Here is a 14,199-nt window from a genome sequence, read left to right as displayed (position 1 = left end):
CGCGTCAGGAATAGCCGGGTTGGCCGGACCCAGCGCCGCGTCCGCATCAGCCGCGGACCCGTCTAACGTTCCGGGGCCGGCATTGCAGCCCCGCGGCTCTTCTTCAGCTCGCGAACCGCATCCCGGTTGCCTTGGGCCTCGGAGAAATCCGGCGCCAGGGCGATGGCCGCGTCGAAGTCGGCGATCGCGCGATCGTAGTCCGCCTTCTCCTTGTAGGCGAGGCCGCGATTGTTGTAGGCATCGGCATAGCTCGGATCGAGCCTGATGGCCTGATCGAAGTCGACGATGGCCCGGTCGTGATCCCCTTTGTCGTCGTAGGCGATACCGCGACGGTTGAAGGCCTCTGCAAGCTTGCCATTAAGCCTCAGAGCCTCGTCAAAATCGGCGATGGCGCGATCATGATCGCCTTTCTTGTCGTAGGCCGCGCCGCGGTTCATGTATGCTTTCGCGTGTTGCGGCTCGAGCTTGATCGCCACGCCGAAATCTATGATGGCACGGTCGTGATCGCCCTTATCGTCATATGCAATGCCGCGATTGACATGGGCAAGAACGTGACCCGGATCGCGCCTGATCGTTTCGTCGAAATCGGCGATGGCGTGATCGATGTCACCTGTTTCGAAATACGCGATCCCTCGGTTGAAATGGGCGTTAAGGGCTTTCGCGGGCGTCAGGCCGAATTTGATTGCAGCGCTGTAGTCGGCGATGGCGCGGTCGAACTGCTTCTTGTGTTTATGCACGGCGGCGCGAAGGGTGTATGCGGTGGCGTCAGTCGGGTCGCGTCGGATCGCCTCGTCTATATCTGCGAGACCGCGATCGAAGTCGTTCCTCAGAACATGGACTGCGCCGCGATCAACGTAGGGCTTGGCTTGCTCGGGGTCCAGCGCCAACGTTCGATTGAAGTCCGTGAGCGCCCGATCATAATTTTCTTTCGAGAAGTAGGCCAAGCCGCGATTGTAGTAGTAGAGCGGCTTCTTCGAATCGAGCTTGATCGCCTCGTCATAATCTGCAATCGCCCGATCGTAGTCGCCTTTGCCTGCGTAGGCGAACCCACGATTGTTGCGGGCCGCCGGGTAGGAGGGATCGAGCCTGATCGCTTCGGTGAAATCGGCTATGGCGCGGTCGTACTCCTGTTTCTCATAGTACGCATTGCCACGATTGAAATAGCCGTGGATCTGATCTTGTCCGGACCATCGATCGGACTGCAATGCGAAGGTGCAGCTCTCGATCCGCTGGTCGGCCGGGAAACGGCGGTCCAGGCACCAGGCCAGTGGCGGCTCGCCCTGCGCAACAACGTCGGGCGCCGTCGCCGCGGCAAAGAGGAGCATGGCGGGCAAGGCCAGGGGATGGCGTCGCAAAGGACGAATGCCTTCAGCAAGGGAGACGATGCAGCATAGACCGGGCACTGCATGCCCGGCAATTCGGATATTCGCTCTGCCGATGATCTCCGTGCCGGGCTGGTCGATCATGCGCCGCCCCGCGAAATTCATCAGCCGCCTCAAGCTGATTTGCCCTGTCCAGTCCTTCGCCAAAAAACATTCTTGTTTCTATTTTTCGGAATTCGTGCTCTGATATCTCCGTCCCACCCCGGCACGAGGGGCGTATCGCGATCGTCACGACACGCGGGGTGGAGATGCGGTGGGCGTGTCACGTCGCAGCATGGCAGACGTCGTGCGGACGAACGGCGGGCGCGCACGGTGAAGTCGCATGGTCCTGGCCTCCCGACGCTGAGGCCGCGCCGGTGGTGATGATGATCCGCCGGTCACGGGGGCAAGACAGCCCGGTCCCCGGGGAGAGTGCGTATAAGCCGTCAGACCATCGCGCAGGGAAGGCCGGTCGTCCGGCTGACCTGTGGTGACTGCCGCCTGCTTTTTTTGCTGCAGGCGGGCCACGGGCATCAGCCGATGCCCGGCCTTTCCTGCGCCCTCGACTTGGAGGGCGGAATTGATGATCATCACTCGGGCATCATGTGTCGCGAGAATGCTGCTGCATATTCCTTTGTCATTCTCGTCGGCGCCAGTGCCTTCCGCTCGCCGGTGCGTATTATTGCGCCCTCGCCCCTTACGGGAGAGGGCATGTAGGACAGAGCGGCATGCTCGGTTGGGTGAGGGGTATGCCTCTGCAAGCGCCGCTGCGGAGAGAGACCCCTCACCCAACCGCGTTAGCGGATGGGCCGCACATGCCCTCTCCCACAAGGGGACCCACAAGGGGCGAGGGCGCTGTATCGGGCAGCCGGCCCGCGGCGCCTCTGTTGATCGGCTGAGGCATCACACCCCCATTTGTGGCCCCGCCGCCCTTGACCCCGGCTGCCCGCCGTGGTCAGTTCCGCCCCATGAGCACCCTTGTCCGCCCAGCCCGTCTCTGGTGGCGCACCTTGTAAAAGGTGGCCGGTGCGATTTGTTTGACATGAGATCGCAGAGGGGCCGCCACGCAGCGGCGGCTTCCGGTTGGTCCTGTGTGGCGTTTCCTCGGCAAATTCCGTAAGAGGACGCCCAAGAGGACCCCATGAACAGGACCGTTTTCGCCCTTCCGGCCCGCAGCGACTACCGCACCTCCAGCGGGCTCGCGATCACGCGCGCCGTCGAGCAGTTTTCCGGTGGCGCCAGCCGGCTCGATGACCTGATCAACCTGCTCGACCGCCGCCGTGGCGTGGTGCTGTCCTCGGGCACGACCGTGCCCGGCCGCTACGAGAGTTTCGACCTCGGCTTCGCCGATCCGCCGCTGGTGCTGGAGACCAAGGGCACTGACTTCACCCTGCAGGCGCTGAACCGCCGCGGCGAGGTGCTGATCGCGTTCCTGAAGGACACGCTGCGCGAGCCCTGTGTGGTCATCACCGAAGCTTCGCCGGCGCGGCTCGCTGGACACATCGTCCGCGGCCCGGCCCCGGTCGAGGAGGACCAGCGCACGCGGCGCGCCAGCGTGATGTCGCTGGTGCGGGCGATGATCGCGGCGCTCTCGGCCAATGACGACCCGCTGCTCGGCCTGTTCGGCGCCTTCGCCTACGACCTCGTGTTCCAGATCGAGGACCTCCAGCAGAAGCGGCCGCGCGAGAAGGACCAGCGCGACATCGTGCTCTACGTGCCGGATCGCCTCTTGGCCTACGACCGCGCCACCGGCCGCGGCGTCGTGCTGTCTTATGATTTTTCCTGGAACGGACAGTCGACGGAAGGCCTGTCGCGCGACACCGACGCCAGCATCTATCTCAAGGAGCCGCGCCAGGGGTTTGCCGATCACGCGCCCGGCGAGTACCAGGCGACGGTCGAGAAGGCCCGCGCCGCGTTTGCCCGCGGCGACCTGTTCGAGGCGGTGCCCGGCCAACTCTTTGCCGAGCCGTGCGAGCGCTCGCCGGCGGAAGTGTTCCAGCGGCTCTGCCGGATCAATCCGTCGCCCTATGGCGCGCTGATGAATCTCGGCGACGGCGAGTTCCTGGTCTCGGCCTCACCCGAGATGTTCGTCCGCTCCGACGGCCGTCGCGTCGAGACCTGTCCGATCTCCGGCACCATCGCCCGCGGCCGCGACGCCATCGGCGATGCCGAGCAGATCCGCCAGCTCCTGAACTCGGAGAAGGACGAGTTCGAGCTCAACATGTGCACCGACGTCGACCGCAACGACAAGGCGCGCATCTGCGTGCCCGGCACCATCAAGGTGCTGGCGCGCCGGCAGATCGAGACCTACTCGAAACTGTTCCACACGGTGGATCACGTCGAGGGCATGCTGCGGCCGGGCTTCGACGCGCTCGATGCCTTCCTGACCCACGCCTGGGCCGTGACCGTGACCGGCGCGCCAAAACTGTGGGCGATGCAGTTCGTCGAGGACAATGAGCGCTCGCCGCGGCGCTGGTATGCCGGCGCCATCGGCGCGGTGAATTTCGACGGCTCGATCAACACCGGCCTGACGATCCGCACCATCCGCATGAAGGACGGGCTCGCCGAGGTCCGTGTCGGCGCCACCTGTTTGTTCGATTCCGATCCCGCAGCCGAGGATCGTGAGTGCCAGGTCAAGGCGGCGGCGCTGTTCCAGGCGCTGCGCGGCGATCCGCCGAAGCCGCTGTCGTCGACCGCGCCGGATGCCACCGGCTCCGGCAAGAACGTGCTGCTGATCGATCACGACGACAGCTTCGTTCACATGCTGGCCGACTATTTCCGCCAGGTCGGCGCCAACGTCACCGTGGTGCGTTATGTCCACGCGCTGAAGATGCTCGCCGAACGAAGCTGGGATCTGATCGTGCTGTCGCCGGGGCCAGGCCGCCCCGAGGACTTCAAGATCTCGACGACGATCGACGCTGCGCTCGCGAAGAAGCTGCCGATCTTCGGCGTGTGCCTCGGCGTGCAGGCGATGGGCGAGTATTTCGGCGGCCAGCTCGGCCAGCTTGCCCAGCCGGCGCATGGAAGGCCCTCGCGGGTCCAGGTGCGCGGCGGCCGCCTGATGCAGGGCCTGCCGAACGAGATCGTCATCGGCCGCTATCATTCGCTGTTCGTCGAGCGCGACAGCATGCCGGAGGTGCTGACCGTCACGGCGGCAACCGAGGACGGCGTGGCGATGGCGATCGAGCACAAGACGCTGCCGGTCGGCGGCGTGCAGTTCCATCCGGAATCGCTGATGTCACTCGGCGATGCCGTGGGTTTGAGGATCGTGGAGAATGCGTTCCGGCTCAATCAGCCGGGGTGAGAGGTGGTTGCCGTCATCGCGAGGAGCGTGAGCGACGAAGCGATCCAGAGTTGTTTTCGCGGCCCTGGATTGCTTCGCTTCGCTCGCAATGATGAATTCCTCGCGGTCACGGCCAAACGAGGCAATGAGAGCACGATGACGTTCGATCTGGACATCAAGAACACCGTCCGCACCATTCCGGACTATCCGAAGCCGGGCATCCTGTTCCGGGACATCACGACCCTGCTGGCGGACGCGCGCGCGTTCCGCCGCGCGGTCGACGAATTGGTGCATCCCTGGGCCGGCTCCAAGATCGACAAGGTCGCGGGCATCGAGGCCCGCGGCTTCATCCTCGGAGGCGCAGTGGCGCATCAGGTGTCGGCCGGGTTCGTGCCGATCCGCAAGAAAGGCAAGCTGCCGCACAAGACGGTCAGCATGTCCTATGCGCTGGAATACGGCACCGACGAGATGGAGATGCATGTCGACGCGGTGCAGCCCGGCGAGCGCGTGATCCTGGTCGACGACCTCATCGCCACCGGCGGCACGGCCGAGGGCGCGGTGAAGCTGTTGCGCCAGATCGGCGCGACCGTGGTGGCGGCCTGCTTCATCATCGACCTGCCGGATCTCGGCGGCGCCGCCAAGCTGCGCGCGCTCGACGTGCCCGTGCGCACGCTGATCTCCTTCGAAGGGCACTGAGAAGCGCGCGGCGGCGTCAGGACCGCTGCATCAGAAGCTCGTTCTCGATCTCGCGCAGCGCATAGTAGTTGCGCCGGATCCATTGATAGAGCTCGGTGGAGGGGTCCTTCTCCTGGCGCAGGTAGCCGGTGAAGGAGAACGAAAAACGTTCGATATAGGTTCTGAGGAACGCGGGCAGGGCGGCAATGTGCAGATGCTTGCTGCGGCTGTAGAGGTCGGGGAGCTCCTCGCGAAGGACGTGGTCGTTTTCGACCACGATCAGCTGGGGCTTCGGGATCTGGCGCCGCAGGGCATCGTAGGCGCGCATCGAGACCCGGTCGCCTTCGGCGCAGAACAGAATGATCGGGACCACGTTCCGCCGCGCGGCCTCCTTCAAAAAGCCGATCTGTTCGGACATCTTGAAGAACTCGTCGAACGAGTAGTAGCCGAGGTCGATCACCTTGGGGATGCCGTCGTTGAGGATCACCCGGTCCATCAGCTGGATCTTGCCGTAGGTGTCCTCGATCGTCGCGGTCTCCGTGATCTGCGGCAGGAAGTCGAGCAGCGACGGCTCGCGCAAGGTGACGTCGAAGGCGAGCACTTGGCCGTTCTTCAGCAGTAGGAACTCGCTCAGCACCCGCGCAAGCAGCGTCTTCCCGGATTGCGGCCGGGGCGAGCAGACGATGTAGACAGGCGTCGCGGGCATCCGACCTATATCAGGTCAAATGCGGTTGCGATAAAGTCCCATCCTTCACGGAGCTGCTATTTTTCCCCGGCCGGCCGCGGCGCCGCCGCCTTGGTCGAGCCGACGATGTCGGTCAGCTTGATGCGGTCGTACTCGCTCCAGACGTTGGCGAGCCAATGCCGGACATAGCCGCGCAGCACGAAGGAGTAGTTGGCGGCCTCGTCGCGGGGACCCTTGTTGGCGACGAATTTGAGGAACGGCACCGAGGCGACCTCGACCTGCTCGAACGCCATTTCGTTGAGCTTCGGGATGGTCAGCTCGGTCGCGTCCTTGATGCGGTGGAAGTAGGAATTGTAGGTCGACTGGTCCCACTCGAAGAAGCTGGTGTTGTTGATGAAGTTCTTCACCAGGAAATATTTCGCGCCGATCATGTAGCTCGCCGTCTCGGCGATCTCGTCGAGCGAGGCGATCGACGAGCCCAGGATGTGGAACACCGCGAAGGTGATCTGGCCGGAGCGGGCGGCGTCGAGGAATCCGATGTCGCGCAGCGCGGCGAGCGTCGGCGACATCAGGCCGGCGCGGACGTCGATCACGGTCACCGACGGCGCCACCGCGCTCAGGGTGTCGAAGATCTTCATCTGGTCCGGCGTCGAATTCATGTCGACGATCTCGGTGATCTCCGGGTGGAAGCGCTTCAAGGTGCCGCGCGGATGCTCGGTGTCGAACGCCCGGGTGGGGACGTTGTTGGCGCTGAAATAATCGAGCAACGTCCGCGACACCGTGGTCTTGCCGACCCCGCCCTTGTCCGCACCCACCACAACCACTGCCGGTTTCGCCATGGAAAGTCCTTCAGCCCTGAGGCCGGCCAGGGGGCCGGCGCATTGCATTCTGCTTTGGGCGCGAACATGGCAGAAACGCTGGAGAATTCAAATTCATTGCAGCACGGGACCGGGGAAATTTGCGCCTTCGCCGCAACAGGCTGGAGCAATCGGAGGCATTCCGGCCCGGGCGTTCGAGCCGGCGAGGAAGCACTTGCAAGCGAATGGCAGGACAATTGCCCGTCGCACGGGATTGGCGGCTGAATTCCGCGGCGAAGGCGGCGACTAGTGCCGGCCCCAGGGACCGGTCGCGGGGGTGGTCCACGGTCCCTGGGGAGCGGCTTGACCCTGGCCAGATGGCGGGGCCGGGCCATCGGCCTGGCCCCAGGGACCACCGGACGGCAACGGTGGCGGAGCGTCGCTTTCGGTCGCGTTGGCGCCGGTGTCGTCCGGCTGTGCCTCGTCCGTGGGCAGCGCCATCGGGCCCGGATCATGGCCGCCGGCGAACCTGATCAGCGCCTGGACCCGGGCATCGACCGAGGGATGGGTGGCGAACAGGTCGGCAAAGCCCTCGCGCGGATTGTCGACGCACAATTCCATGACGGCGGAGGTGGCGCCGGGCAGTTCGCCGCGCCCTTCGATCTTGCGCAGGGCGGTGATCATGGCGTCCGGATTCTTGGTCAGCTCGACCGACCCGGCATCGGCAAGGTATTCGCGGGTGCGCGACAGCGCCAGCTTGACCACCTGGGACAGCAGCCAGGCCACCACGATCAGCACCACCGCGATGATCACGACGATGATGGCCCCGCCGCCGGAGCCCTTGCGGTCGGAGTCGGACGAGGAGGACGACGACGACGAGCGACCCCAGCCGCCGCCCCAGCTCATGTTGGTGAACAGGCGGAAGAACAGTTCACCGAAGAAGCCGACCACGCCGGCGATGATGACGGCCACGACCATCAGCTGGACGTCGCCGTTGCGGATATGGGTCAGCTCGTGGCCGAGCACCGCCTCGATCTCCTGGTCATCGAGCGCGTCGAGCAGGCCGGTCGTGACGGTGACCGCGTATTGCCGCGGGTTCAGGCCGGTCGCGAAGGCGTTCAGAGCCGGGCTGTCCATGATCTTCAGCTGCGGCATGGTGATGCCGCGCGAGATGCAGAGGTTTTCGAGCAGATTGTACAGCCGCGGCTGCTCCTGACGCGTCACCGCGGTCCCGCCGGTGACCGCGTCGATCATCTTCTGATGGAAGAAATAGGCGATCACGATCCAGGCCGCCGCGCCCAGCGTGGCCCAGGGCAGCGCCCTGATCAGGTCGCGGGTGGCCGCGTTCATGTAATAGGCGACACTGCCATTGCCGTTGATCATGACCTCCGCGATCAGCGCGCCGGCGAACACCAGCACGTAGATCAGCAGGAACAGGCCGCCGAGCAGCAGCACCGAACGAGTCTTGTTCGATGCGATGTGGGTGTAGAGACCGTAGGCGGCCATGGCGTCGGACCCTTCAGCGCGGAGGGCGCGGGATCAGAACTTGACGCTCGGCGCGGCCTCGACTTCGGTCCGGCTGGCGCCGAGATCGAAGAACTCCTTGCGCGTGAAGCCGAAGGTCGCGGCGAACAGTGCGGCGGGCATCTGCTGGATGCCGGTATTATACTCTTGGACCGCGTTGTTGAAGAAGCGGCGGCTGGCGGCGATCTTGTTCTCGATGTCGGAGAGCTCGCCGGCGAGCTGCTGGAAGTTGGCGTTGGCCTTGAGGTCCGGATAGGCCTCGGACAGCGCGATCAGGCGACCGAGTGCGCCGGAAAGTTGGCCTTCGGCGGCCGAGACCTGGGCCGGGCCCTGCGCCGACATCGCCGCATTGCGAGCCTTGATGACCTCGTCGAGGGTGCCGCGCTCATGCGCAGCGTAGCCCTTCACGGTCTCGACCAGATTCGGAATCAGGTCGTGGCGCAGCTTGAGCTGGACGTCGATGTCGGCAAAGGCCTGGCCGACCCGCTGGCTGAGGGCGACCAGCCGGTTGTAGGCGCCAAGGGCGAACAGCACGAGAATGACGATGATGCCGAGGACGATCCAGCCGGACATGACGGGCTCCGAGGGAGAGGGCGGGAGAACGAGGCGGCCGACACGCGACGGCGCCGCCGGTCCGCAGGTGGACCGGCGTGCATTGGTCGCATCACGGGGGGTGCCCGTTCAAGTCGCTTGAGCCTGGCCGGTCCGTTCGATGGACGCCCAGGCGACCGAATTGGCGTCGGAGGCAACGATGCGCAGGGCTCAATAGGGACGGGCGACCCGCCATTGCTGCGTGGGGTCGTTGCCCTTGATATCGCCGGGGACGCTGTCGAGCTGCGAGGTGTAGAGCGGCCGGTAGCGGTAGGCCCACATCTTCTTGCCGTCGCTGCGGGTGATGACGGTGAAGTCGCCGCTGGCGGTCGCGTTGTCGGGGGCGATCAGCGGCGGCCGCTTCTCGGCACAGGCACCGTCGCAGGTCGACTTGTTCCCGGTGTTGTCGCGCTCGGTATAGTAGAGCGTCATCCCTTTTGGGTCGACCAGGACGGGACCGTTCTTGCCGACGATGGCCTTGGCCGGCGGGCCCTCCTGTTTCGGTGGGGGCGGTGCCGAGGATCCACCACCGTGGCCGTTTGCCAGGGCCGTTCCTGCCGAAGCCAGCAGCGCGGCGGTGATCATCATCGTCCTGAACATCGAAACGCGTTCCCGTGTGAGCAGCGCATCCAGCGCCTGTTGCAGCTCACCGTAGCAAGCAGCGATTTCTCTCGGGTTTCGCGAAATCGCGAAAATGAGAGACTAACACGACCTGTCGTTAACCATCTGCGGCCGCGACGGTATCTACGGCCGTGGCGGCCGCTCCACGCCGTCGCCCCAGTCCCACCGGCGGGCGGCGGCAAAGGCGGGCTTGTCGCGGCGGGGAACGCTGATGACGCCAGCGGCACCATCCGCCTGGCACAGCTTCGCGGTTGCCCCGACCTTGGTGACCGCCGGCGGCGCCAGCACGCGCGCGGCGGGCCGATGCGTTGCTGGCTTGCGGGTGAGGGCAACGAAGCTGAACTTCTCGTCCTCGAACGGGACGTCAGCCCCTTTCAGTTCGCGATGTGCCCGCGACCGCGCCAGCCGCTGCGCGAAGTGGCACCAGTCCGGTGCCACGAGGGGACACGGCGCTGCGTGCGGGCAGGGCGCCGCGACATGAGCCCCGGCTGCGATCAGGCGGTCACGCGCGGCGATGATGCGCTGATAGCCAGCGGGCGTGCCGGGCTCGACGATCAGCAGCGCATCGCCGGTCCTGGCCCACAGCGCGTCGACGGTCGCAGAGCGCTCGGCATCCGTCAGCTCACCGATCATGTAGCTGGCGATGACGAGATCGGCCCTTCCGGCACGATCGAGCAGCGCTCGCGCCGGTCCCAGCGCATAAGAGAGGTCGCGGAGGCGCATCGTGTCGTCAGCGAGCGTCAGCGCCAGCCCGCGCAACGCTGGATTGGAATCGACGGCGTTGAACGAGGTCAGCAGCGGAAACGCTTCCGCCGCAGCGAAGCTCGCGGTCGCTGGTCCGGCACCGACATCCAGCAGCGAGGCCGGAGCGAAGTCCGGGCTCGCCTGCATCACGGCATTGAGGCTGGCAACGACCGCCGCGTAGGTCCCCGGCATTCGCACCGTGGCATAGGCAATGGCGTCGGCGTCGCTCGTGATCGTTCCGGAATTGCCGCCGCTGCGGTAGGCGGCCGAGATGCGGGCCGCCCGGGCGGCTGCATCCTGCCGCGACTGCCCGTGCAGCATGGCTTCGAGGGACGCCTTCAGCGCGGCGGGCAGATCAGGAGAGATCATCGGTCCTCTCCACGCGTCAGTCCGGCCGCCGCGCGGGCGGGCGATCCGGAATGACGGAGCAAGATCAAGCCACCTGCTGGTCGAGGATCTTCACGGCCTCGTCGAGCGCGACCGAGACGAGCTGCGACACGCCGCGCTCGGCCATGGTGACGCCGAACAGCCGGTTCATGCGCGCCATGGTGATCGGGTTGTGGGTGATGATGATGAAGCGGGTCTCGGTCGAGCCCTTCATCTCGTGCAGCAGGTTGCAGAAGCGTTCGACGTTGTGGTCGTCGAGCGGCGCGTCGACCTCGTCCAGCACGCAGATCGGCGAAGGGTTGGTGAGGAACACCGCGAAGATCAGCGCCATCGCCGTCAGCGCCTGCTCGCCGCCCGACAGCAGCGACAGCGTCTGCGGCTTCTTGCCCGGCGGCTTGGCGATGATCTCGAGACCGGCCTCGAGCGGATCGTCGCTCTCGATCAGATGCAGCGCCGCTTCGCCGCCGCCGAACAGCTCGGTGAACAGCCGCTTGAAGTGGTCGTTGACGGTCTCGAACGAGGATTGCAGACGCTCGCGCGCCTCCTTGTTGAGGCTCTGGATGCCCTGGCGCAGCCGCTTGATGGCCTCGACCAGGTCGTCGCGCTCGGTGGTCAGCGCGGTGTGCGAGCCCTCGACCTCGGTGAGTTCTTCCTCGGCGCGCAGGTTGACGGCGCCAAGCCGCTCGCGGTCGCGGCGCAGCTTCTCCAAGGTTTCTTCGATCTCGTGCAGCGGCGGCAGTTGCGTGTCCGGACCGATCTCGGCCATCGCCGCGACCGCCTGCGGCTCGCATTCGAGCATGTCGTGGATCTCGCGCTCGACGTCGCCGACGCGGCGCTTGGCGCTCTCCAGCCGCTCCTCGGCGCGGGCGGCCGCTTCGCGCGACTTGGACAGCGCTTCCAGCGACGCTTTCGCAGCGCGGTCGGTGTCGCCCATCGCAGTCTCGGCCTCGGCGAGCGCGTCGGCCGCGACCTGGCGCTCCTCCTCGGCGATGGCGAGCTCGTCGATCAGCGCGCTGCGCTTCTCGGCGAAGATCTCCGGCGCGTTGTCGAGCTCGGCGCGCTCGTCCTTCACCTCGGCGATGCGCGCCTCGATGGTGGCGATCTGCGAGCCGGCGCCGCGGATGCGGTTGAACCAGTCGTTGCGCTCGCTGATGATCGCCTGCACGCGGCGGTCGGCGAGCTCGGCCTCGCGGGCCAATGCCTGAGCTTCAGCGCGCACCTGCGCCGCGGCGCGGCGCTTGGCCTCGATCTCGGCGCGCACGGCCGCCAGCCGGCCATCGGCTTCGGTGGTCGCCGGCAGCTCCTCGATCGCCTCCAGCGCATTCTGGTGCAGCTCGGCGATCTCGGCGCGGTCATGGGCGAGGCGGGTCGAGGCCTCGACCAGCGCCGATTTGCGCGCCGAATGGCGATTGATTTCGCGCTCGGCATTGGCGTGGCGCTCGCGCGCCGCGTTCACCTCGCGCTGCGCGGCGCGCCAGGCTTCGCGCGCGGCGCTCTCGGCGGCGGTCGCGGCCCTCACCTCGGCCTCGGCGCTCTCCAGCGCCTGGCGCTTGTTGGCGGCATCGATGCGCGCCTGCTCGAGCTCGGCCTCGATATCGATCAGGCGAGCACGCTCGGCCAAGCGCCGGGCCGCGCCGGTCGGCGCATGCGCGGCGGCGATGAAGCCGTCCCAGCGCCAGACGTCGCCTTCCGGCGACACCAGCCGCTGGCCGGTCCTGAGTTGAGAAACGAGTTGAGCGCCGCGGTCGCGCGACACCACGCCGATCTGGGCCAGGCGGCGCGACAGCTCCGGCGGCGCCTGCACATAGGCCGCGAGCGGCTCGACGCCATCGGGCAGCGCGGGGTCGGTGACCTCGGCGCCGGCGACGGTCCAGTGCATCGGCGCGGACGCGTCGACCGGCGCATCGAGGTCGTCGCCGAGCACGGCGCCGAGCGCCTTCTCATAACCCTTGGCCACGGTGACGCCGTCGATGATCGGCGGCCACAGATTCTTGGTCTCGCTGTTCACCATCTTGGAGATGGTGCGCGCCTCGGTCTCCAGCCGCTGCACCCGCTTCTCGGCCTCGGCGAGCGGGGCGCGCGAGGCTTCGAGCTTCTGCCGCGCATTGGCCTGCGCCGACTCGTTGGTCTGCACCGCGGCCTCGGCCTGCGCCTCGGATTCCTCGGCCGCTTCGAGCGACGCCGCTAGCGTGTCGAGATCACCGAGATGCGCGGTCTCCTGCGCCAGTCGCTCCTCGTCGGCGCGGACATTGGCGATGTCCTGGTCGAGCCGGGCCAGACGCTCGCGGTGGCTGCGGACGTTGGCCTCGAGCTGGTTGCGGCGTGCGGTGAGATCGGCGAGCTGCGTCGTCAGCTCCGTGAACTGCCGCTCGGTCTCAGCGAGAAGAGCCTCGGCCTCGGCGACGCGCTCGTCGACGCCGCTGCGCATCTCGACGCGCGCCTTGATCTCTTCCTTCAGCTCCGCGTCTTCGGTCTCCAGGCGCTGCAGCGCGACCTGCGCGTCCTGGTTCTGCTGCTGCTCGCGCGCGACGTCGGCGGTGAGCTGCATCAGGCGGCGATCGAGCTCGCTAACGCGCTCCTTGGCGCGCACCTCCTCGCGGTCGAGCAGATCGCGGGCATTCTTCAGCCGCTGCATCGTCGCGGCGGCGCGGGCCTCGGCCTCGCGCAGCGCCGGCAGATGCGACGAGCGGATCGCCTGGATGCGGGCCGATTCGGCCTGCTCGCGGGTCCGCTCCGCCATCTCGCGCACGGCGACATCGTGCACATGCGCGGCGTCGTTGAGGTCGGCATGCGCGCCCATCCAGCGCAGATGATAGAGCGTCGCTTCGGCCTTGCGCACCTTGGCCGCGACCTCGCGGTAGCGGATCGCCTGCCGCGCCTGCTTGCGCAGGCCTTCCATCTGGCCGGAGAGCTGGCCGATGACGTCCTCGACGCGCAGCAGATTCGTCTCCGCCGCCTTCAGCCGCAACTCGGCCTCGTGGCGGCGCGCATGCAGGCCGGCGACGCCGGCGGCGTCTTCCAGCACGCGGCGGCGCTGCTCAGGTTTCGCTTGAATGATCTCGCCGATCTTGCCCTGGTGGACCAGCGCCGGCGAACGCGCGCCGGTGGCGGCGTCGGCGAACAGGATCTGCACGTCGCGGGCGCGCACGTCGCGGCCGTTGATGCGATACACCGAGCCCGCCTCGCGCTCGATGCGGCGCGAGATCTCGAGAATGTCGCGGTCGTTCACGGCCGCCGGCGCGGTGCGATCGCTGTTGTCGATCGTCATCACCACTTCGGCGTGGTTGCGCGACGGCCGCGTGTTCGAGCCGGAGAAAATGACAGCGTCCATGTCGGCGGCGCGCAGCGATTTGTGCGAGGTCTCGCCCATCGCCCAGCGCAGCGCCTCGACCAGATTCGACTTGCCGCAACCGTTCGGACCGACGACGCCGGTGAGGCCGGGTTCGATCACGAAGTCAGTCGGTTCGACGAACGTCTTGAAACCGTGAAGACGAAGACGCGTGAGTTTCATGCACAGATTCTCTGTTGGCG

General features: G+C 66.6%; 10 protein-coding genes. 2 read left to right on the top strand and 8 right to left on the bottom strand.

Features of this window, described 5'->3' with window-relative positions:
• Positions 1-62 precede the first annotated feature (62 nt).
• Positions 63-1,487 carry a tetratricopeptide repeat protein gene (locus ACQR13_RS25805; protein ID WP_434841230.1) on the bottom strand — a complete coding sequence of 475 codons (1,425 nt, stop codon included), beginning with the start codon at positions 1,485-1,487 and terminating at the stop codon, positions 63-65.
• A 1,015-nt stretch (positions 1,488-2,502) separates the two neighbouring features.
• On the opposite strand from ACQR13_RS25805, the gene ACQR13_RS25800 reads away from it, so the two are divergent.
• Complete coding sequence (locus tag ACQR13_RS25800; RefSeq protein ID WP_315717274.1) at positions 2,503-4,665, top strand: anthranilate synthase component I; 2,163 nt, start codon at positions 2,503-2,505, stop codon at positions 4,663-4,665.
• 135 nt (positions 4,666-4,800) lie between these two features.
• Positions 4,801-5,340: an adenine phosphoribosyltransferase gene (locus ACQR13_RS25795; RefSeq protein ID WP_172133418.1), complete on the top strand. Its 540-nt coding sequence runs from the start codon at positions 4,801-4,803 to the stop codon at positions 5,338-5,340.
• Positions 5,341-5,356: 16 nt separating this feature from the next.
• On the opposite strand, the gene ACQR13_RS25790 is transcribed toward ACQR13_RS25795, so the two are convergent.
• The 7 genes from ACQR13_RS25790 to smc all read right to left on the bottom strand — a co-directional run bounded on the left by ACQR13_RS25790 (position 5,357) and on the right by smc (position 14,179).
• Positions 5,357-6,025 (bottom strand): hypothetical protein, encoded by a 669-nt coding sequence (locus ACQR13_RS25790; RefSeq protein ID WP_315717273.1) that lies wholly within the window; start codon positions 6,023-6,025, stop codon positions 5,357-5,359.
• A 56-nt stretch (positions 6,026-6,081) separates the two neighbouring features.
• Entirely contained in the window at positions 6,082-6,843 is a 762-nt protein-coding gene (locus tag ACQR13_RS25785) for a hypothetical protein (protein WP_009025709.1), read from the bottom strand.
• 264 nt (positions 6,844-7,107) lie between these two features.
• Positions 7,108-8,307, bottom strand: coding sequence for a M48 family metalloprotease (locus ACQR13_RS25780; RefSeq protein ID WP_315717272.1), 1,200 nt, complete (start codon positions 8,305-8,307; stop codon positions 7,108-7,110).
• Positions 8,308-8,340: 33 nt separating this feature from the next.
• On the bottom strand, positions 8,341-8,898 hold the full coding sequence (locus tag ACQR13_RS25775; protein ID WP_315750409.1) for a LemA family protein: 558 nt from the start codon (positions 8,896-8,898) through the stop codon (positions 8,341-8,343).
• 189 nt (positions 8,899-9,087) lie between these two features.
• Complete coding sequence (locus tag ACQR13_RS25770; protein WP_315750410.1) at positions 9,088-9,516, bottom strand: COG4315 family predicted lipoprotein; 429 nt, start codon at positions 9,514-9,516, stop codon at positions 9,088-9,090.
• Positions 9,517-9,660: 144 nt separating this feature from the next.
• On the bottom strand, positions 9,661-10,650 hold the full coding sequence (locus tag ACQR13_RS25765; protein WP_434844150.1) for a small ribosomal subunit Rsm22 family protein: 990 nt from the start codon (positions 10,648-10,650) through the stop codon (positions 9,661-9,663).
• Positions 10,651-10,714: 64 nt separating this feature from the next.
• Positions 10,715-14,179, bottom strand: a complete 3,465-nt coding sequence (gene smc, locus ACQR13_RS25760) for a chromosome segregation protein SMC (RefSeq protein WP_434863372.1) — start codon at positions 14,177-14,179, stop codon at positions 10,715-10,717.
• Positions 14,180-14,199: the final 20 nt, after the last annotated feature.

The sequence above is a fragment of the Bradyrhizobium sp. HKCCYLRH3059 genome, from assembly GCF_051168035.1.
Classification (GTDB): Bacteria; Pseudomonadota; Alphaproteobacteria; order Rhizobiales; family Xanthobacteraceae; genus Bradyrhizobium.
This window is presented reverse-complemented; position numbering and strand designations above follow the sequence as displayed.